A 22,714-nucleotide genomic window follows, 5' to 3' on the forward strand; every position below is an offset into this window, starting at 1 on the left:
TGATAGCTGGCTTTAGATTATTTTACAAAAATATCAATGTACCGGACGACCTCCGAAAAAATAGCAGAAACACTTTTACAGCAGTGAACAATTGACCAGTTCAGCCGTTATAGTGATAAGCAGATCATCAACTGTTACTGTAATCAACCATCATAAGCAAGTGAACAAATCGCGCAATTCAAACCAGTCAATAGCATAAGTATTATCAACCTTAAAACTCACATGTATGTGGACTTGTTTACGTTCCTGCAAACGCGGAACATTTTCTTTATACCTGATCCTCTGCTGTACTGCCGCAGCCTTTGCCCAAAACATTAAAGTCACCGGAACAATTACTTCCACAAAAAAGGAAGTAATACCAGGTGTTTCTGTATTACTGAAAGGTACTAAAACAGGCAGCGTTTCCGATGCCGCCGGCAACTATTCCATCAACGCACCAGCTGATGGCATACTGATCTTTAATGCCATCGGCTACCTGCGGCAGGAAATTCCCATTAACAACCAAACCACTATCAACGTTACGGTAGTGGAAGACAACAAACAGCTGGGGGAAGTAGTAGTCACCGCTTTGGGTATCACCAAAGCCAGGAAGAGCCTCGGTTTTTCGGCCACCGAAATCAAAGGCGCCGACCTCGCCATCACCAATGAGGTAAACCCGGTAAATGCCCTGCAGGGAAAAGTAGCCGGCGTGCAGATTGACCAGGGCGCAGGCGGACTTTTTGGAAGTACCAAAATAGTGATCCGCGGTAACTCCACCCTCCGTAATAACAACCAACCCATTTTTGTGATCGATGGCGTGATCGTAGATAATGGTACGTTCAGCGGCACCGGCCGCGACTTTGGTAATGATCTGAAAAATCTGAACATGGAAGACTTTGAGTCCGTTACCGTGCTCAAAGGATCATCTGCTGCTGCGTTATACGGTTCCCGCGCTATCAACGGGGTAATTCTCATCACTACCAAAAAAGGACATGAAAGAAAAGGTTTAGGCATTAACGTTAGTCAGACGTTTAATGTATTCAAACCTTATTCCGGCCCCGACTTCCAGAACGAATTTGGCGGCGGCACCGTAGGCGGATTCTTTACCGATAACCGCGACCCTAATTATAAACCAAACGAACAATGGAGAACAAAAGTGTTCCCCACTGATCCCAGTTCAGGCAAGCCGTATATCGACCGGCAAATTGGACGGGAGCTGGAAAACTGGGGACCCCGCTTCGCCGGCCAGGATGTGATCAACTACGACGGCACCCCCACCAAATATGTAGCGCAGCCCAATAATTTCCTCGACGCATTCCAGACAGGTCATGGCTCGGCTACCAACGTATCGCTCGATGGCGGTAACGACCGTTCCACTTTCCGCGTGTCCTATACCCGCGATCAGAGTGAAGGTATCGTTGCTAAAAATAACTTGCTTAAAAACAGCGTGGAAGCGCGCGTTACTCATGTGATCAATAAATTCCTGAGCGCCGATGTAAGCGCCAACTACACCTACTTCACCGGAAGAAACCCGCCACGGCTGGGTGGGCTGGATGCCTTTGCCTCCTATAACTTCGGTAAACTGTTTACCTGGATCTTACCACGTAACTATGATACGCGCTACTGGATGCAAAAAGAGCATTACACCAGCGCACTCGGCGGCGCACCCAACCCGGCAGATCCCAATGAAACCAACAAGTCGCCGGAATCCCGCTTCTGGTTTAATTTATATGAAAACGATTATTTCCAGAATGAACAAACCATCCGCGGGCGTGTAGCCATTACCGCTAAACTCACCCCCTGGGCTAACCTCGTGCTGGAAGGCAACGTAAATAACCTGTATACCAAAAATGAAAACAAGGAACTGGGACAGGGACAGAATTTCACCGGCGGCTTATACGGTCTTGGTCATACAAGTAAAGAAAGCTATTTCTTTAAATGGATGGGTACCATTAATAAAACCCTCACCAAAGATCTTGACCTCAGCGGCTACATAGGTGGTGAAACCCAACGTTTCCAAACTACTTATAACTACAGCGAAACAGTAGGCGGGCTCAGTTATCCCGGCAACTACTTCCTGGCAAACTCGGTAGAGAAACCAAAAGCGGAAGGCGGACTAAGAAGCAAGAAAGCCTTTAACTCTATTTATGCCAGTGTGGACCTTGCCTGGAAGAACCAACTGTTTGTACAGGGTACTTTCCGCGGCGACTGGTCGTCCGCACTCACCTATACCGATGGCAGCGGTAATTACTTTTACCAGTACCCGGCTGTCAGCGTTTCCTGGCTGTTTTCAGAAACCTTTAAACTGCCTGCATGGATCTCCTATGGTAAGTTAAGAGGTAATATAGCCGGACTGGGTAATGATACCGATCCTTTCAATATCAATCCCGGATTTGCGTTTAACGGTTACACTTCTTCCGGTGGTCTGGATCTGCCCATCTCTACTTACAGCCGCTATCCCGATCCGCTTACCGGTAAATTTATTGCACTGGCGCCTGATCTGAAACCGGAAAGAAAAGTAGCCAAAGAGCTGGGTATGGAAATGCGTTTCCTCAAAAACAGGGTTGGCTTTGATGTATCTGTTTACCAGGATAATACCAAAAACCAGATCCTCGATATCGGCACTCCGCCGGAATCCGGACTGGAAGGCATTATCATCAACGCCGGAAATATCCAGAACAGGGGATTGGAAATTATGATCGACGGAACACCGGTGAAGTCCAACAGTTTTGAATGGAACACCAGCGTAAACTATTCCCTTAACAGGAACCTCATTAAATCACTATATCCCGGCAGAACAGAGTACGACCTGAAAGCCAATGTAGGAGAAATCAGTACCTGGGCCATTGTAGGTAAATCTTACGGAACCCTCCGCACTACTATTCATTCAAAAGCATACCAGGCTACAGATGGCAATGGCAACCCGATAGACGATCCCAATAACGGGAAACCGGAACTGGCCTGGCGTTCCGATGCGCGTGCCGGATTCCCTGCCCGCAGCAACACCTTACAGGATGTAGGCGATATCAATGCAAAGTTCCGTGCCGGATGGAGCAACACTTTCCGGTTTAAAAATATTTCGCTGAATGTATTACTGGATGGTAAATTTGGCGGCGACTTCGTATTGCTTACCTATCGCTATGGCACACATACCGGCGTGTTGCCCAACACCCTCCAGGGCAGAGATGCCGAACATGGCGGCATTACCTGGACCAGCAAGTATGATCAGCAAACCTACGACGACGGTCTTATCCCCGACGGCGTATTTGCCAAAGGCCAGATGGTAACCATGCCTGATGGCTCACAGGTCAACGTAGGTGGCATGACCTATCAGCAGGCTTACGAAAAAGGATTTGTGGAACCTACCCACGCACCGCAGTTTTATTATCGCTATGGTTCTTCATCTACCGGTGTTTCCGATTACTGGATCAAAAAGAATTCCTGGATTTCTTTGAGACAGGTGTCTTTAGCATACCAGTTTTCACCGGCACTCTGTAAGAAGCTGATGCTGAATAATCTTAGCGTGGCGATTGTTGGCCGCGACTTATTATACCTGTACAATTCATTGCCTTTTAATTATAATCCCGCTTCCAACAATTCCAATAACACGGCCTTCTCCGGTGAAGAAGGATTTCTGCCAATGGTACGCTCCATTGCAGGTACCATCAGGGTTGGGTTCTAAGGAAGAATAAATTGTACAAACAAAAAATCAAGATCATGAAAAATACATTTCAATATATAAAAACCGGTTTGTTACTGGCACTGCTGGGCGTTAGTTCGTGCTCTAAAAATTTCGGGGATATCAATACCAATCCAAGTCTTGTTTCCAAACCGGACGTAAAATTTCTTTTGAGTTATTCGCAGGATAAAATCATTACCTACCAGGGTACAGAATGGGTATGGGAAAGCATGGAGCAGCTGATGCGTTTTACGCAGCATGTTACTTCCAGTCCTTACGAAATCACCAATAATGTAAATACCCGGTATAATAACTACTACCTGCAGATTTTACCTAATCTCTTTGAAATAAGAAAGCAGGTAGATGCGATGCCGAATAAAGACGAGTACCAGAAGATTGCTATGGCGACGTACGTATTACAGGTGCTTCACGGGTTGAAAGTAACGGACATGAACGGTTCCATTCCTTATTCACAGGCAATTGAAGGCCGCTACCAATCGCAATACGGACCTGTATACGATGAGCAGCCTGCCCTGTTCAATAACTGGCTTTCACAACTGGATGCCGCCATTGCAGTGCTGTCGAACAGTGCGCTTCCCACGCAGGTAGGCTACGGTCAGTCCGATATTTTTTATCAGAGCGATTGGATCAAATGGGTAAAGCTGGCCAACACGCTCAAACTTCGTATAGCCGCCAGGTTAGAGAATGCCGATAAAGCAAAATGCCAGGCCGTGTTCCAGCAAGTATTAAAAGATCCTATCGGGCCTATTGATGGCGACGATTCACAGGTGAAGTATCTTAACAGCACGTATACGCCCTTTGGCAACGGTGGGGATATCGACTACCGCAGCCGCCGCTATGCCACCACTTCCATTATGGCGTTCCTGAAAAAGAGCGAGGACCCGCGTTTACCGGTGTATTTTGAAAAGAACGACCTGGTAGGCGGCTATAAAGATTCGCTGACCAAATACAACGTCACCCTGCCGGCTTTCATTAATCCAAATGATCCGCTGATCATGTACCAGGGCGGTCCGGCCGACTGGACCACCAATCCTACTGTGGCGGCATATATCGGAAATGGATTTATTGTAAGTCAGTATACCAAATACAACCTGATATCGCCTATTAACCGCCGGTTCTTTTCTCCCAAGCTCAACTCAGCTACCGGCAACTTCCTGGATGTACCGGTTACCTATGCAGAAACCTGTTTTTACATAGCAGAGTTTATACAGAAGGGATATGCCGGGGGCGTGGATACCAAAGGAACGGCGGAAGACTGGTATAAAAAAGGCATCACCTCTTCCATTCAAACTATGAATGCGATTGCTGTTGCAGCCGGTTCTACTACGGCTTACACCGGTACCGGGTTAACTGAAATCAATGCTTATCTGAATAATGCGCAGGTGAAATTCAATGGCGTTAATAACCTGGAACGGATTTACATACAGGCATACCTGAGCATGTACCGGCAAGCTAATGAAGCCTATGTATTTTGCAGGCGCACCGGCTATCCAAAAACGGGTTCCGCTTACTATGGCAGGGAAACGTTTAATGAGCTGATACCGCGCCGGTTCTGGCTTACAGATCCCGGTGAAGTAAACAGGGCTAACTGGAATGCGGCGATGCAGCAACAGGGCTTTACGCCCAATGCGCAGGATTTGCCTACACTGAGTTCGCAAAGGATCTGGTATGATAAACAGGCCCCGGAGTTTGGAAAGGGATTGTAAAGAGAAGGAAAGGGGTGTTTCAAAAGAGACACCCTTTTGCTTACATTGTGCCAGGAAAAAATAAGCAGGATACCGGGTGCAGCAAACATTCCCACAATTCCTTAATATTGCGGAGCGGGTGAGGCGGGCACTAATCCATTTCCCCGTCTCTGCTTTTTAATTAAATAGTTTTAAACCGATTTATTTGCCGGATAATCCTTTATACGCTGAGAGGGAACTGCTTACAGGTATCGCTGTCGGGGATCAACAGGCTTTTGCACAGCTATACCGTCACTACTGGAACGAGATATACCATCTTGCGCTTTCTTTCCTGAAATCGCCTGCTCAGGCGGAAGACACCATTCAGGAAGTATTTGTAAAACTCTGGCATAAAAAAGATACGCTACCTGCGCTACACGACTTCCGCCCTTATTTTATGGTGATGGTGCGTAATGAGATCATTAATACCTTGCGCAGGAATCACCGTCACCTGCTGATCCAGGGCATGGAGCCGGTTATTGCCGGCACAGCGGAATCTCCGCAGGAAGCGCTGATGAATAGCAAAGAAGTTGCCGCGCTGATAAAGGAAGCGCTGAGCAGCTTGCCGGCCAGGCAACAGCAGATCTTTAATCTTAGCCGTGAACAAGGCCTCACACATGAACAGATCGCCCAACAAATGCAGGTGTCCAAAAAAACGGTCGCTAACCTTATCACCCTTACCCTGAATCATATCCGCAGACATCTTAGCCGGCAGGGATATCTTCCGGAGTTGCTTTTCCTGGTCATTATCTGCCAGGGATAAAAAAAGCATTTTTTTTCGGGAGTACTGCTATTTATCTCCGTGGTATATATACACGGATGTGCAGGAACCATAATCAAACATTCATGAACACTTCATTTATTACGCTAATAGCCGCTTATCTCACAGATTCGCTGACTCCGGAACAGGAGACAGCATTTATTGCTATGCTGGAAGATCCCGCCAACCGTGATATACTGGACAGATTTATAGCAGAAAAAGCGGCTACGCAATCATTAACCGGGGAGGAGGATGTTGATCGCAGAGAGAAGAGCCTGTTGGCCCTGCAGGAGAAACTGCACCAGGCAGATCCCCCGGTTCGCCGCCTTCGTGTTCTGCGCAGATGGGGATGGGCCGCCGCATCACTCCTGCTTATTCTTGCGGCAGGCGGCTATTTCCTGCTATCCGATTCATCCCATGTGCCATCCGTATCGCAGTCCTCCCGGCCCATTCCGCAAATTACACCCGGGAAAAACGGGGCAGTGCTTACGCTGGCAGATGGCTCACAGGTAGTGCTGGACAGCCTGGGTAACAGCGTTGTTGCCAGTCAGAATGGAACACAGGTAGTATTAAAAGATGGCCAGCTGGCATATCATCCCGGCGGACAAACAACGCCGGAAGTACTTTGGAATACCATGACCACGCCACGGGGAAGGCAATTTAAAGTTATCCTTCCGGATGGCACAACGGTGTGGCTGAACGCAGCCTCTTCTATCCGTTATCCTACAGCGTTCAGTGGATCGGAGAGAAGAGTGGAGGTAACCGGAGAAGCTTATTTTGAAGTGGCAAAGAATGAGCAGATGCCCTTTCAGGTAAGCATTAACCGTGAAGCGGAGGTACAGGTGCTGGGAACAGAATTTAACATCAACGGCTATACGGATGAACCTATGATAAAAACTACCCTGCTGGAAGGAAGTGTGAGGATTGTAAAAGGAAAGAATACCAGGATACTGAAACCGGGGGAACAGGCGCTCATCCATGCTACCGGTAGCTCCGATGCGGAAATTGGGATAAAGGCAGGAGAAGCAGAAAAGGCGGTTGCCTGGAAAAAAGGCATCTTCAATATGGAAGGGGTAGAAACCGCAGCATTTATGCGGCAGCTTTCCAGGTGGTACGACCTGGAGATTGTATATAAAGGACCAGTGCCTGAAAGAACGTTTCATGGAAAACTTGGAAGGGATCTTCAGCTGTCACAAATACTGGAAGTGCTTTCACAATTTAATATACGGTATAAGCAGGAAGGGAAAGTTTTAACGATAGAATAAAATCACCATTAAAAATAAATAACGATGAAGTAAGATCCATCCAGGCCCGGAAAAAGAGCCGGAAGTGTTTGCAGCACTTCCGGCGGATAGCTCCGGTTGATCCTGGAAACAATTTGCATTGCTCAATACAAGACTGCTTTATTATCAACCAAAAACCGTTACGAAAGTATGCAATTTACTGCTATTTGTAACCGGACGTCATTTCTATTGGCTTATTTCCGGTTTTCATGCTCAACACTGCGGGTTATGAGACTAACTGCTTTTATTCTTCTGTTTTTTTGCCTGCAGATATCGGCAAAAACCTATTCCCAGAAAGTTACCATTACGGGGAAAAATTTAAAACTTGAAAAAATCCTGGCGCTTGTTGAAAAACAAACAGGATTTATTGCGCTGTATGATGAAGAGGTACTGAAAACAGCTAATCCCGTTACAGTAGCCGCCAACAGTCAGCCGCTCGACTTATTTCTAAAGGATGTTTTCAAGGGCCAGCCTTTTGGATATTCTATAAAAAATACGTCTATTATTATCAGCAGGAATACTACGCCTGTTCCCAGGATGCTTTATGTTCCACCCGTTACGGGCACTATCCGGAATGTTTCCGGCGAGCCACTGCAGGGCGTTTCTGTTCAGGTAAAAGGAACCTCCTATGGCACGGTAACGGATGCTGCGGGAAAGTTTTCACTCAGCGCGAAAGAAGGGGATGTGTTGACTATTTCCTATGTAGGATTTCTTGGGTTGTCTGTTAGTGTAACCGGTTCAGGGGGCGTAATACTTATTTCAGCAGAACGGCAGGGACAAAAAGGAGAAGCGTCATCTTCCCTGTTGAATAGTGCAGAAGGACTTGTTATCCACCTGTTGCCGTCCGTAAGTCAGCTGGAAGTGGTGACGGTTAATACCGGCTATCAGCAGATTTCAAAAGAAAGAAGCGCCGGCGCGTACTCCATTCCTGATCTGAATATTGTAAGGAACCGCAGTTCCAGTATGAATATTTTGCAAAGACTGGATGGCCTGGTGCCCGGCCTGGTGATCAACAATTCGCCCAGTGCCGCGAGGGATGGAAGTATTTTCCAGGTACGCGGACTCACTACTATTAACGCCAATAAAAATCCTTTATATGTGGTAGACGGAATGCCGATGACTGACCTGTCTTCCATTAATCCGCAGGATGTGGCAGATATCAGTGTGTTGAAAGATGCTACGGCAGCCTCTATATGGGGGGCAAGGGCCTCCAATGGGGTGATTGTGGTGACCACCAGGAAGGGCGTTAACAGCCGGAAAATAAAAGTAGACTATGATGGTTTTATCAGCTTACAGGGAAAACCGGATATTAATTATTTCCCTGTACTAAACAGCCGGCAATACATCCAGGCATCGCGCGAAACTTTTGATCCTGCAGGTTGGCCTTATAGTAATGCCACCGCCTACAATCCTGCAATGGCTAATCATGTGGGCCTAAGCCCCGACAGGCAGATCCTGTACGACGTGTCGAGGGGCCTCCTCTCTGCCGACCAGGGAAATGCAAAACTGGACAGCCTGGGAGGGCTCAGTAATATGAACCAGATAGAAGACATCTGGTACCGCCCGGCCAGTCTGATGAATCATACTGTTTCCGTATCGGCCGGCACTGAGAAATATACATTTTATGGCTCTGTGGCTTACACTAACAGAACAGACTATACACCAGGCAATCGTGATAATGCCTATAAAATAAACACCCGGCAGGATATCAGTTTCAATAAACACATAAAAGTATTTGTGATTGCCGATCTTACCAACCAGCTAACCTCTGCTAACAGGTCTGTTTCTCCTGATAACCGTTTTTTGCCTTACCAGTTGTTCAGGGATGCTTCTGGCAAAAATATTTCCATGTCATATATGGGATACCTGAGCGATGAAGCCCGTGCAGATGCTTCAGCAAGAAGCCGGATCAACCTGGACTACAATCCGCTGGATAATATAAATACCGGCTTCACAAAAAGCAATGGTTTTGTGGGCCGTATTAATACAGGGATCACCATTAACCTCCTGAAGGGATTGCGTTTTGAAGGAATGTACGGATACGTTAAAGGTACCAACAGGACTACGCAATATGATGATAATACTAATTACCAGCAGCGTATCAACACTGTTAATTTTACTGTGGCAGCCACACCATCGGCCACACCGGTGTATTACCTGCCCACCAAAGGCGGTCAGTATGCCGTTTCAAACATTCACGATGATAACTGGATTGTGAGAAATCAGCTGGTATACGACCGCAGCTGGCAAAACACCCGTCACCAGTTTACCGCTCTGGCCGGGCAGGAGGGGCAGAGCCAGAAAAATGTGCTCAATAGCAGCATGTTGTATGGTTATGACCTTAATCTTCAAACCTATTCCCTGCTGGATTATAAAACACTTACTACTACCGGTGTTAAATCGCCGGTGCTGCCGTTACTATCTTCCGGTTCTTTCCTGAATGGCAATTTGCTTTTCAACCAGTCGGAAACCGAAACCAGGTTTACTTCTTACTATATTAATACCGCCTATACCTTTAACCGGAAATATTCCATCAACGCTGCCTGGCGGAATGATCAGAGTAACCTGTTCGCCCAGAATAAATCCGCCCAGCGAAAACCAGTATGGAGCGTGGGCGCCAAATGGGATCTGTGCAACGAATCTTTCTTTGAAACCGTAAAAGGCGTTAACAGTCTTTCCCTGAGAGCTACCTATGGTATTACGGGAATTTCTCCTACGCCGGGCAGTGCCGCTTCCTTTGATGTGCTGGCGCCTGTTACAGCTCCCAATGCCCCTGGCGGACAGGGACTAAATATCGCCACAGCTGCTAACCCGCGTCTAACCTGGGAAAGCACCAGAACTTTTAATATAGGTATTGATTATGCCTTGTGGGGCAGCCGCCTGGCAGGCTCTGTAGACCTGTACCAGAAGAAAACATCCAACCTCCTGGGCAATCTCCCGGTAAACCCGCTTACAGGCTATACCACGATTTTTGGGAACATTGGAGATATTACCAATAAAGGAATAGAAGTGTCCATCTCTTCCGCCAATATTATGAAGAAGAATTTCAGCTGGGTTACCATATTGACTATGTCCTATAATAAGAATGAAATAGATAACCTGGTACAGAAAGTACCTGTGATTACAGGCGCGCAGAAAATTGCACAGAACTACCTGATGGGTTATCCTGCCTTTGCTGTTTTTGCCTATAATTTTGCGGGGCTCGACGAGCTGGGTGATCCACTTGTAAAGCTGTCGGATAAAACAGTAACAAAAGGAGTAGCAGCAGTACAGGCAGATGACGTGCTCTATATGGGCGTTTACCAGCAACCCTGGAGTGGCGGCTTATCCAACAGCTTTAGCTATAAGGCATTATCGTTAAATGTAAATATTATTTATAACCTCGGGCATGTAATGTTCAGGGATGCTAATACCGTTTACTCCGGTTATGGCTTTATCAGTAACCAGGATTTCCGTTCCGGCAACCTGCATGCGGAATTTGTTAATCGCTGGAAACAGCCTGGAGATGAGGCTAAAACAAATATTCCTTCATTTGTGAGCAGCGAATCTGCCAGTACCTCACGGCGTAATACGAATTATTATGTGTATGGTAATCTCAACGTAGCAGATGCTTCCTATGCTAAGATCAGGGACATCACCTTGTCGTATGCCATGCCTGATTTTATTATTAAAAAGCTGCATGCAGAGCAGTTGTCGTTCCGGCTGCAGGTATCTAACCTGATGTTGTGGAAAGCTAATCACGACAACATAGATCCGGAGTTCCAGGATGCCAGGTTTGGCTACAGATCTGTGCGCGCCAACCAGGGAGCCGTCACTATCGGCGCTCATTTAACACTATAAAAATTACTAAAATGTTGCGTGTAAATAAAAGTATCCAAAAGCTATTACCCGGATTGCTGTTAGCAGTGAGCCTGGTTGCCTGTAAGAAGGATTTTCTTGAAATCAATCCTAAAGGGAAACTGATTGCTGAAAAAACAGCAGACTATAACCTGCTTTTAAATGGCCCAGGTCTTTCAACAAATTCATTGTTACCCCAATTTGTTTTGGGAGACGAAGTAGCTGCAGCAACGCCCTATTTTGCCGGCGCTAATTCCATATTAAGCGACGAGAAAGCTTTCAGATGGGAAGATGATCTGTATCTTCCATCGGACAACAGCTCGGAATTAACAACCCTCATGAGAAGTGTGTATGTATACAACAAAATCATCAACGAAGTGATGGATTCACAGGAGGGAGAAGAGGCGCAAAAGCAATCCATCATGGCCGAAGCACTGGGTGGCAGGGCATGGTGTTATTTTATGCTGATCAATTATTACGGTAAACCGTATAATACCGCTACTGCTGCCACGGATCCGGGTGTACCTAAAGTAACAGCCGCCGATGTAACACAAACAACTTTTACCCGTGCAACAGTGAAGGAAGTCTATGATTTTATTATAGATGACCTGACCCATGCATTACCTTATCTGCCTGCACAGCTTACCAACCGCACCCGGATGTCGAAAGCTGCGGGAGAGGCGCTATTGGGTAAAGTTTATGTGTTCATGGGACAGTTCGACAAAGCACTCACCCATCTCGATGCTGCTGTAAATGATTTATCAGATGCCACTATACCGGTAGGGCTATACGATTTTCAAAAAGAATTGGCTGCAGGAGGCGCTTTTACACCCATCAGTCCATTCCTCGGGCCGGCCAGGAGTAACCTGTACAGCGATCAGGAAGCGCTTTATCTGCGGCAATCGTTTAACTTCTACAGTCAATACCTGTCTGGCGTGGTAATCAATCCTGCAACGGCTTCCCTGTACACTGCCGGTGATTTCCGGTTACAATTTTTATCTCCCTATCCCTTACTGGTGTTTACAGAAACGTATCCAAAAGGAATGCTGAGAGGATACGGAAGAGGATTCACTAACCTGGGAGCAAGTGTTCCTGATATCTACCTGTTAAGGGCAGAATGTAAGGCCCGGCTCAATAATGTTGCCGGAGCGGTTACAGATATGGAAGCTTTCAGGCAAAAAAGAATGCCGGCTGCAGAAGCTGTTATTCCTGATGCTGTTGCTGCAAATCAAACGGCGCTGACAAAATTTATCCTCGAAGAAAGAATCAGGGAGTTTGCATTGGAGGGATACCGCTGGTTTGATATGCGCCGTCTTTCTGTTGATCCTGTTTATAAATCAACGGTAGGCAATGCCCACGTTGTTTATGATATGAGCGGGGTATTGCAGAACACGTATACATTAAAACCGGAACGGCTTACACTTCGTTTCCCGTTATATATTATTAACAGCAATCCTGGTATGGAGCAAAACCCTTAGTAGCCACAGGGATTATATCTTTTTAAATAACAGTAGTATAAATACAATCAAATGAAAAAATTATTTTTCATCTGCCTGCTTAGTGCAGCATCCGCCGGATTACAGGCGCAGAAAAAAACAACGATCATCGCTAAAGTAGATGGCCTTGAAAAAGATACGGCGTCCTGGGGTATCAGGGGCTTTGATTACTCAGTGTATCCGCAGGTAGAAATGCATCTTACCGCTAAACCCGGAAGTGATCACAAAGTGAAGTTTCAGTTTGATCTCACCCGCCCGCTGGAGATAACGTTTTATACCAACCGGACATCTGTGGCGGTTTTTGTGGAACCTGGTGATAGCGTGGAGCTGGGTTATGATGCAGGCAAAAAAGATTCTACCCTTACTTTTAGTGGTACGAAGGCAAAAAATTCTGAAATATTAAATAAGCTGAATAATATTTATGCAACAGACTGGAATAAACTTGACAGTACCACAACACCCAACAGCTTCGCTGCATTTTACAATAACGTTTATGCCAAACAGGAAGCGCTTTTAGCCCAAAACAGGAAGGTGCTCAGTCCTGTTTTTTATAACTATGCGCAGGCTTCGGACTATGCTTATAATATATCAGGATTGATCAGCATTCCAGGGCTTATGCAGATGATTAAACAAAAAGAGAAGTCTGACTGGCTGCCTTCCGGTTATTGGTCTTATGTCAAAAAAGTTAAACTGGAAGAGAAGTGGCTCGTTAACCCGAACTATGTGAAAACGCTTAGTTATTCATACCCTTCCCTGCTGTTGGATAAAGCCCGGATGGACCAGCACAAATTTGATGAACCGATGGCGAAGGGAGATAAATTACTGAGCATCTATGAAATCCAGAAAGAAAAATATAAGAAGTATCCAGCCATTATGGAAGTAGTATTACCGCGCGGTATGGAAAATCTGCTCAACGGCGCTGCCGATGTCAGCACCCGGAAAGATGTGTTGGACGACTATCTTGAAAACTATTGTAAAAGTGACGCCGGGCGTACTGCTTTGAAATCGTTGTATAGCAGGCTGGCAGCCGTTCGTGTAGGGCAGGTGCCGCCGGCTTTTACCTTAAAAGATTTGAACGGCAAGGATGTTTCCCTGGCCGATTTTAAAGGAAAAGTGGTGTATATAGATTTCTGGGCCAGTTGGTGTGCTCCCTGCAGAGCGCAGATGAAGGAAGCTGCACCTGCATTGCACAAACGGTTTGAGGATAACAAGGACGTCGTATTTCTTTACATCAGCGTAGATGAGAATGCCAATGCCTGGAAAAAAGCAATTGATGATGATAAGATAGAAGGTATCCACCTGTTGTCTGATAACGGCGGAAAAGGCCGCGTGGCGCAGTTATTCAATATCAGTGGAGTGCCGCGTTATATGATCATTGATAAACAGGGAAAAGTATTTGATAACGATGCTCCCCGGCCAAGTGAAGAAAAAACAGTAACAAGAATAAACGATGCCCTCAAGGCTTCGTGATGGAAATAAAATAGGGCTGGCACTTTTTGTACCAGCCCTGTTTATGGATGTTTATTACTTCTCGGATACTTCTCGGATACTTCTCGGATACTTAGGACTCGTCTATGTGTCGTACTCCCCATACAGTCCCTATACAGTTCCTATACTGTTCCTATACTGTTCTCATACACTCACTATACACTCATCATACACTCCCCATACACTCCCCATACACTATGGTCGTTTCTGACCTGACGGATTTCGGCATAATCCGGCAAAAAGCGGCAAAAGCGGCATGTTTTTTTTGGGACGATCCCGCCAATGAGTAATTTTGAATGGTGGTTATTCTGATCTCAAACTCTTAACAGGGTTCATCAATGCGGTTTGCATGGATTTATATCCCACTGTTAAAATGGCTACGGCAAGAGAAATGAGGATGGCCAGTACAAAGATACCTGCGCTGAAATGAATGCGGTAGGCGAAGGTATCCAGCCACCGGTTCATCATGTACCAGGCCAGCGGCGCTGCTATCACAAAGGCGATCAGCAGCATGTAAACAAATTCTTTGCCGAACAGCCACACGATATTTTCCACGTTGGCGCCCAGGGCTTTGCGGATACCCATTTCTTTGGTTCTTCGTGTAGCCATAAACGATACCAGGCCATATAAACCGATGCAGCCAATGGTAATGGAGATAATGGTAAACAGCCGGATCAGCCGGAGGATCATATTATCGGACTTATAAAACTGCGCAAGCCGTTCGTCTAAAAAGGAATAGGTATAGACCTGCTGCGGGAAGGCTTCCTGCCACGCTTTCTCCAGCAACGGCGCTATAGATGTGTAGTTAGTCATGTTTACCTTTACGGCGCAGTTAAAGTAATGTTCATTGGAGGTAGTAAGATAAACCGCATCAATAGGTTCGTGAAACGAGCGGTTATGGAAATCTTTTACCACGCCTACAATCAACCCGGTGCTGCCATTAATCACTGCTTTTTTGCCGAGCACCTCTTCATTGGAAGCCAGCTGCAGTTTTTTTACAGCGGTTTCATTGACCAGGAATTCACGGATGCTGTCGGAAGGGTTGAGGTTACGGCCGGCGAGCAATGGAATATCGAAAGTGGACAGGTATTCAGGATCGGCAGCCTTGTAGTAAATGGAGAATTTCTCGTTTTCCTTGCGGGAGGCGAACCTGATACCGGTAGAAGGCGTTACTGCTGCCGCAAGTGTTTGATATTCCGCCAGGCAGACCTGAAGTAGTTTGTTATCATGATAATAACATCTGTGCGTGGTATCGTAAAAACGATGCCATTTAGATAAGCCTTCTCTTTTCAACTATTTTTGATGTGGAGATATTTTACATATGTTCGTTTGCGTACAGTTATCGTCCGGTTTCGGCAGCGCAGTTACAAAGTAGCTGCTATCCGGTTAACGGTTTCTTTCAATGCTGTTAAAGAAGTAGTGCTGGTCACCTTATTTACTCTCATCCTGATAATTTTATCTTTCTTTCTTACCATGATCAGCTGGAAGTTGTTGCTGTCGCTTTGAAAGAAACCTTCGTCGCCGGTATTGTTGAGCAGCTGGATGTTGCCGTTGCGGCGGTTATCATCAAGGATACCGGTATAAGTTTTTTGCGCGGCAGCTACAGACCTGTACTGTTCGTAGTTGTAGTATACATGACCGGTTTCCCCGGAAACAGGGTCAGATTCCACGGCCGTAAACGCACAGCGGTACTTCAGGGCGTCGCGCTCCTGTTTTTCCGACTTCAGGGTAAGCAGTGCGCTTTGGCCCAGTATTTTTGCGGCGTCTGTGGGAGTGAGGTAGAAGTAGGGAACAGTATCTGCGGCAAAGCCTGATGAGATCAGGGGAAGCAGCAGGAACAGAAAGAGCAGTGTTTTCATAACGGTATCAGTTAAGGTGGAATTTACACGGTTGCTACTTTTCTTGTATCGCAGTGTCTTATCCGGACACGTGCCGAGGCATCTAATTATTCGTTAATGAAGTTACAACTTCCTGTTTGATATGACTAAAAAGATTCCCTGGTAAGGAACATTTTTCCAGCTTAAATGCACCTGTAATCCAGGGGTTCTTAAGCTGGAAAAATGAGCTATCCGAATCAACCTGGTAGCGTATGAAAATTTTTGACACTTTCTTTTTTTGTGGGGCGCCCGGGTGTTGATTTTTTCTTTCTTCCCCACCAGATGAGGAAGCCGGTAACGGGCAAAGAAGCGGCTATCAGGGCGGCAAAGAACATCAGGAGCCGCCCCGGGAGCCCGGCGATGCTGCCCACATGGATGTCGTAGTTCATACGCACGGCTTTTTCTGCCACGGTTGCATCTTTGTATTTACCAAGATAAGGAGGGGTGATCTCCTGGCCGGTATGCTGATCGAAATAGAGGTAGTCTGCGTTATAAAACTGGTGGCGGCTGGGATAGGCCCTGGCAATGATCACTGCGGAATCGTTGGCGGGCATGGAAATGCTGTAGCCAGCGGCCTGCGGATAACGGGCCATGAAGGCTCCAAACACCTGGTTGATGGCGGTGCTGTCTTTCACCGGCGCATGATTATCAGACTTCACAGGTACAGCGCCCGGTCTTTTTTGGCCACCGCTGAATACCCAGAACTCTGCCTGTGCCATCCATGTGAAGCTCCATACCAATCCCGTTAATGCGGCGAAAACAACAATCCAGCTGGCGTAAAAACCCAGCACATTATGGAGGTCATAGTTCAGTCTTTTTGGCGAAGCATCGAGCCTGATGCGGAAGCTGACCTTCCGGCGGGCTTTGTTGCGCGGCCACCACAATACAATGCCGGTTACGAGTATAAGAAAGAAGACTAGTGTACCGCATCCGACTATAACGCCGCCGATGTCGTGTGGCAGCCACAGGTACATGTGGCCGTTCAGGATGAAATGAAAGAATTCATCGTCGCGGTTAAGCACTTTCTGTACCTGGGCCGTATAGGGGTTCACGTATACGTTGTAATAGTGATACGGTTTCTTTTGGAAAAACTGGACTACGGCCGCTTTGTCTTTCCCCTGGTACAGGATGCGGAACGCCTTTTCTCCGCCTCTCCTGGCTTCTCCCGCTGCGCGGATGGCGGTTACTGACTGGAACGGCCGGTTCTGCGGGGTTACATGGTGATAGGGCGCTGTGTATGCAGACAATTCCGGTTCCCAGGAGTAAATGGCGCCGGTAATGGAAATGATGAATACAATGATCCCGGAAATGAGTCCCAGCCAAAGATGCAGCCAACCGAATATTTTTTTGATGCGCATGTGTTGAAATATAAAATGAAAGCACAGCGAACCGTGCTTTCATGGATGTATGAATGGTGGGAAATCCTATAATTTGATCACGAGATTCACCGCGTAATTGCGTAGCGGTTGCGGCTCGCCCCACGGACCCCAATACATGGTATTTGAAATGTTATCCAGCTTTATGCCGATGCGGTAACCGGGCCGGTCGTAGAACACGGTGCTGTTTACCAGCGCATAGGCAGGGAAGAATAATGTATTGGCGTCATCAAAAGGAGTTTCGCTGTTGTAAAACACGCCGCCGCCAATGCCCAGGCCCTGCAGTTTCCCTTTCACCAGCCGGTAGCTGATCCAGGTATTGGCGATGTGTTTACCGCCGGAGCGCGCAGGCCGTTTGCCCACGTTGGCACTGGCTTTGGTGATCTCGCTTTCATTGAACCCGTAGCCGGCTGTAATATTGAGACCAGGGAAGGGGTTGGCGATCACTTCGGCTTCAAAGCCTTTGCTTTTCTGCGTTCCATCCTGTATGGAGAAGGCCGGGTCTTCGGGATTTGAGCGCAGCTTATCGGTTACGTTGATATCGTAAGCGCTGAGTGTAACGTTTAATTTGCTCTGCAACAGCTCTGCTTTCATGCCGCCTTCCCACTGGTTGGCCTGCTCCGGTTTGAAGAGGTTGCCTTGTTTATCCGTTTGGGCGCTGTAAGTAAATCCGTTCTGGTAGTTGGCGAAAACAGACAGCTGGTCTTTGATCAGCTGGTATACAGCACCGAACTTGGGAGAGAAAGATGATTTGCTGTAACGGCCGGTTACATTGCCGTTCAGCAGGTTGGTGGTACCCTGGTTGTCTACCTTATCCCAGCGAAGGCTGAGCATAAGCAGCAGGCGTTCTGTAAAATTGATCACATCTGAAGCGTATACGCCATAGCGGTCAAGATGACTTTTATAGAAGTTATTCGCCTGGGCAGTGGGAGCAGGGAACAACGGATAAATTTTTTCCATCATCAGGAAGCTGGTGGGAGCAGCAGCGCTCACAGTATCGAGGATGAAGCGGGAAGTGTAGGTTGGCTGTGTGATGTCGGCCAGGTAATCCAGTCCTACCAGCACACGGTGTTTGATTGAACCGGTATGGAAAGTACCGTTCAGGTTCTGCTGGAGCTGGATGGTATTGTAGTTGTGGCTATACTTCTGAAGCTGACGGGCAATGCTATCCGTGCCGGGTCGCCAGGTGCCGGAGAACTGGTATTGTTCGCGGGCATTCACGCCGCCGGTGGAGAATACAGTGGTGGTGTTCCAGTTGTTGTTGATTTTGTAATTCATTTGTGCGAACACATTATAGCCAGGGAAAGTAGATATGAGGTCGTTGGTATAATAGGTGCGTTTGTAGTACTTGCCCATCGCCTCCTTGTATTCAGTAACGCCGGCTGCGGGATTGAGGTAAGCGATCGATGGGGTTCCGCGGTTACGGAACGTTTCGAGGTCTACCAGGAAGCTAAGCCGGTCGTTGGCCTGGTAAGAGAAGGCGGCTGACAGGAAATAATTTCTTTTGAAGCCTGCTTCCTGGAAGCTTTCCTGGGCATGCCTGCCAAAATTCACCCGCAGCAGGGCTGTTTTTTCCTTGTTCAGCGGCGCGTTCAGGTCAACGGTGATGCGATTCAGGTTGTAACTTCCCGCGGTCAGGCTGATGTCTGTTTTAAAAGTATCGAAAGGTTTCTTGGTCACACGGTTCACCAGTCCGCCGTATGATACCGCGCCAGTGCCAAACAGTGTACCGGAAGGGCCTTTGATCACTTCAATCCTTTCCAGGTTGGATACGTCTACCGTTACCAGCTGGTTGGCCGTCATGCCATTGCGTATGAAGTTCTGCGTACGGAAACCGCGGATAATAGTGGAAGTACGGCCATTACCTACCGTTTCAGTCGAATTTACACCAGCAACGTTCTTGATGGCATCTTTATAATCCACGATCATCTGCTCCTGCATTAGTTCGGATCCTATGATGCTGTATACCTGCGGATTTTCCAGGTTCTTCAACGGCATACGTGCTACATAATCTGTTTCTTTCTTCGCAAATTTATTACGCCCGCTTGCTACGATTACTTCCTGCAGGTTTTGCCTGGAAGTACTGAACTGGAAATCCACTTCCGCAGTTTGTCCTGCTGTTACGGTTACCGGACGGCTGATCACGTCACGACCGGTTATAAAGGCTTCCACGACATATGTTCCCGGAGTAATATTGCGGAGTGTATACGTTCCGCTTTCGTTGCTGGTAGTTTGTTTACGGGAATCTTTCAGGCGAAGGCCCACACCGGGAACCGGTATGCCGTCTTCCACCGTAACGCGGCCTTTGATGGCGCCATGCGCCGGATTCTGCGCCTCAACAGCCGTGTTCAACAGGGCAGAGAACAGGCATGCCATTGCCAATGCAATAACTCTCATGATCAGTTTTTAAGATTTAGGAGAATAGTGGGAATGCTACAATAGACGAACATAGTGTTGCAAAGATAGCAGGCTGGGGCGGCCCATAGGAATCGAATCGGGAATTTGGTTTATGCAATCGGGAAAAATAACGGTAACAGGGGTACGGACTAAATAAAGATCCTTATAAAGAAGACCGTTTACTTCATTATAAGGACCGTTTACTTTTATTCTAACCCTTCAAATATCTTTCCTGCGGCTACACTCAACGCATCTTGTGCAGTGCGGTCCGCTTCATTCGTTAATATCACAATACCGGTATTCCGTTCAGGGTACACCACGCAATAACTGGAAAATCCAAACGTACCACCGCTTTGCCAGATCCTTCTTATACCGTTGCCGGTTTTGTTCATCTGCCAGCTTAAACCCATTGCATAGCTATTAATGTCGCCCCAGGCGGGTTGGTGTGTTAACTTCACTACCGGGTTGGTTTCGTCAGTTTGTAAACGGACATATTGCAGCATATCGGCCACTGAAGAATAAATGCCGCCGGCTGCCAGCATCAGCGGGGGATTGTACGGCATGACGCGGCCCTGTTGATTATAGCCTTTTGCTGCATCATCGGGAAGCGACGCCGTAGTGTATTTCATGCGTTGCGGGCGGGTAATATATTTTCTCACCAGTTCCGCGTACGACATTCCGTATATGCGTTCCAGTATGAATCCAAGTAGCTGTGCGTCTGCGTTGGAATATTTGAAATGATAACCGGGAACGGTATCCAGTTGTACCTGGTGAAGATCATTAAAAAATGCCGCCATAGAATATTCGTGCTGCAAACTATCGATGACGCCGGGAATGGAATCATCGGGGCGCTGGAAAAGATCACGATGACCGGGCAGCATGAAAGGCAGGCCGGAAACATGTGCAATCAGGTGTTTCAGCTGGATTGCACGTCCTTTGTATTGCAGGTTGGGATAATCTCCGTTCAGGTAAAAACGGATGTCATCATCCAGTTTCACTTTTTTATCTGTTACTGCTTTTGCCAGTAAATAGCCGGTAAATGTTTTGGAAACAGCACCAATTTCATACGGGGTGTTGGGAGCGGGGAGTGTTGTTTTACTGTAACGGTAGATATAGGTTTGTCCGCCGGTATATACCCCTACTTCCGCACTCACGCGGGCATTGTGCTGCATAAACACGGAGAGCGCAGATTGTACCAGGCTGTCCACTTTTGTTTTATGAAGATTATCAGTTGTTACCTGCGCCTGTGTAAGAAGTGTTGATAAGCATAACAGGAATGCCGGGATAAATTGTTTCATGGTTGCTTTTTGAAAACATCCTATCCTAAGAGAGTGCCATTTGGCACAGCATTCACTGTTATCTTCTTATGTATTTAAAAATAAAAATACTTGTATCAAAAATGAACGCCGGGTGTACGCAGGCGTACTACACTATGGTTGCAGCGGGCCTTTACTTACTTCTTCGCCTGCCTTGTATACCGCTGCTATTTTCCGCGTGTTCTTAATATCCTGTGCGGGGTTGGCATCCAGGATGATCAGGTCTGCGGTTTTACCTTTTTCTATGGTGCCATAGTGGCGATCTATTTTCAGGGCAGCAGCTGCATTTTTAGTGGCAATGGTGATTGCCTGTAAGGGACTCAGTCCTGCCTGCACGAGCAGCTCCATTTCAAGATGCTCGGAGAATCCCTGTGTACGCACCGGCTGTGCACCGGAGTCGGTGCCCAGTGCTACAATGATGCCGGCATCTGCTATTCTCTTTACATTTTTCATCGCTGTTTCAAACGCATGCAGGTTCCGTTGGTAGGAGGGGGAGTTCTTTAACTTATCCTGGTAGGCAGGCGAAGTAATCATTTCATATACGCCGGGTTCCAGCGATGCTTTGAAGAAAGGGTCATTGATCCACTCCGGCTTACGGGCATAGATATACGCATATTCATCCAGTGAAAGGGTGGGGATGTAAATGATGCCTTTTGCTTTCATCTGTTGCAGTAACGCCGCATCAATTTCCTGGTCGCGGATACTGTGCGCAATGATGTCCAGTCCGCTGGCAACAAGGCTTTTCGCATCTGCGAGGTAATAAAGATGTGACGCCACCGGGATATGATGTGCATGCGCCCTGGTGATAATTGCTTTGTAAATAGCAGGGCCCATTTTTGGTGTTGATCCGCCAAAATCATCTACCCACATTTTTATTACCGTTGGCTTTACCAGCGATACGCTATCCAGCTGCGCAGTAGCCTGTGTCACCGTAGCAGGATGATACACATACTTCATCGGCGGACCACCCTGCGCTGCCGCAAATCCATAACCGGCAGAAAACAGCCGTGCGCCCGGTAATAAACCATTTACAGAAGAGTCGCGTAATCCGGAAGTGAAAAGCATCGGTTGGTCAGATCCCATCACCAGTATGTTAGTGATGCCGTAGTCTGCGTACTTTTTCAGTTGTGATAATATGTTTTCGCGTGTGTATGGATCGCTGTTGTTATCGTTACCTTTCATCATGCCAATATGCACGTGGCTGCTGATGATAGCGGGCATAACGGTTTTGCCTTTGCCATCAATCACCGCAGCGCCGCCTGCTGGTATATTCCTGCCGGTTGCGGCGATTTTGCCATCTTTGATTAAAATATCTGTATGTTCCGCAGGAGTGCCACCGTTGCCATCGATCAATGTTACGTTCTTCAACAGGGTAGCCTTAACAGGAGGCGTTGGCTGAAAGGCAGCCAGCGGGCAAAGAGCGAGGAAGAGTAACAGGTAGTTTTTCATAGTATTATTTTCTTACGGGAAAATAAAGGTAA

At 47.1% G+C, this 22,714-nt stretch carries 13 protein-coding genes; 7 read left to right on the forward strand and 6 right to left on the reverse strand.

Annotated features, from left to right (window positions below; translation table 11 throughout):
- The first annotated feature begins 226 nt into the window (after positions 1 to 226).
- From ACMXI2_RS08475 to ACMXI2_RS08505, 7 genes are all read left to right on the forward strand, one after another.
- Positions 227 to 3,661, forward strand: coding sequence for a SusC/RagA family TonB-linked outer membrane protein (locus ACMXI2_RS08475; protein ID WP_483781253.1), 3,435 nt, complete (start codon positions 227 to 229; stop codon positions 3,659 to 3,661).
- A 35-nt stretch (positions 3,662 to 3,696) separates the two neighbouring features.
- On the forward strand, positions 3,697 to 5,385 hold the full coding sequence (locus tag ACMXI2_RS08480) for a SusD/RagB family nutrient-binding outer membrane lipoprotein (RefSeq protein WP_483781254.1): 1,689 nt from the start codon (positions 3,697 to 3,699) through the stop codon (positions 5,383 to 5,385).
- Between the two features lie 184 nt (positions 5,386 to 5,569).
- A complete protein-coding gene (locus ACMXI2_RS08485; RefSeq protein ID WP_483781255.1) occupies positions 5,570 to 6,166 on the forward strand; it encodes an RNA polymerase sigma factor in 597 nt (198 codons plus the stop codon).
- Between the two features lie 83 nt (positions 6,167 to 6,249).
- Positions 6,250 to 7,428 carry a FecR domain-containing protein gene (locus ACMXI2_RS08490; protein ID WP_483781256.1) on the forward strand — a complete coding sequence of 393 codons (1,179 nt, stop codon included), beginning with the start codon at positions 6,250 to 6,252 and terminating at the stop codon, positions 7,426 to 7,428.
- A gap of 246 nt (positions 7,429 to 7,674) precedes the next feature.
- Positions 7,675 to 11,286 carry a SusC/RagA family TonB-linked outer membrane protein gene (locus ACMXI2_RS08495; protein ID WP_483781257.1) on the forward strand — a complete coding sequence of 1,204 codons (3,612 nt, stop codon included), beginning with the start codon at positions 7,675 to 7,677 and terminating at the stop codon, positions 11,284 to 11,286.
- 11 nt (positions 11,287 to 11,297) lie between these two features.
- Positions 11,298 to 12,761, forward strand: coding sequence for a RagB/SusD family nutrient uptake outer membrane protein (locus ACMXI2_RS08500; RefSeq protein WP_483781258.1), 1,464 nt, complete (start codon positions 11,298 to 11,300; stop codon positions 12,759 to 12,761).
- Between the two features lie 51 nt (positions 12,762 to 12,812).
- Positions 12,813 to 14,249: a TlpA family protein disulfide reductase gene (locus tag ACMXI2_RS08505; RefSeq protein ID WP_483781259.1), complete on the forward strand. Its 1,437-nt coding sequence runs from the start codon at positions 12,813 to 12,815 to the stop codon at positions 14,247 to 14,249.
- A gap of 321 nt (positions 14,250 to 14,570) precedes the next feature.
- On the opposite strand, the gene ACMXI2_RS08510 is transcribed toward ACMXI2_RS08505, so the two are convergent.
- From ACMXI2_RS08510 to ACMXI2_RS08535, 6 genes are all read right to left on the reverse strand, one after another.
- On the reverse strand, positions 14,571 to 15,560 hold the full coding sequence (locus ACMXI2_RS08510; protein WP_483781260.1) for an ABC transporter permease: 990 nt from the start codon (positions 15,558 to 15,560) through the stop codon (positions 14,571 to 14,573).
- A 71-nt stretch (positions 15,561 to 15,631) separates the two neighbouring features.
- The gene (locus ACMXI2_RS08515) at positions 15,632 to 16,126 is read right to left on the reverse strand and encodes a hypothetical protein (protein ID WP_483781261.1); all 495 of its coding nucleotides are present in this window, start codon (positions 16,124 to 16,126) and stop codon (positions 15,632 to 15,634) included.
- Between the two features lie 215 nt (positions 16,127 to 16,341).
- Positions 16,342 to 17,502, reverse strand: coding sequence for a PepSY-associated TM helix domain-containing protein (locus ACMXI2_RS08520; RefSeq protein WP_483781262.1), 1,161 nt, complete (start codon positions 17,500 to 17,502; stop codon positions 16,342 to 16,344).
- Between the two features lie 66 nt (positions 17,503 to 17,568).
- Positions 17,569 to 19,917, reverse strand: a complete 2,349-nt coding sequence (locus tag ACMXI2_RS08525; protein ID WP_483781263.1) for a TonB-dependent siderophore receptor — start codon at positions 19,915 to 19,917, stop codon at positions 17,569 to 17,571.
- A 206-nt stretch (positions 19,918 to 20,123) separates the two neighbouring features.
- Entirely contained in the window at positions 20,124 to 21,215 is a 1,092-nt protein-coding gene (locus ACMXI2_RS08530) for a serine hydrolase domain-containing protein (RefSeq protein ID WP_483781264.1), read from the reverse strand.
- 132 nt (positions 21,216 to 21,347) lie between these two features.
- Positions 21,348 to 22,682, reverse strand: a complete 1,335-nt coding sequence (locus tag ACMXI2_RS08535) for an amidohydrolase family protein (RefSeq protein WP_483781265.1) — start codon at positions 22,680 to 22,682, stop codon at positions 21,348 to 21,350.
- Positions 22,683 to 22,714 lie beyond the last annotated feature (32 nt).

Source organism: Chitinophaga sp. G7 BAM 1005 (assembly GCF_057126945.1).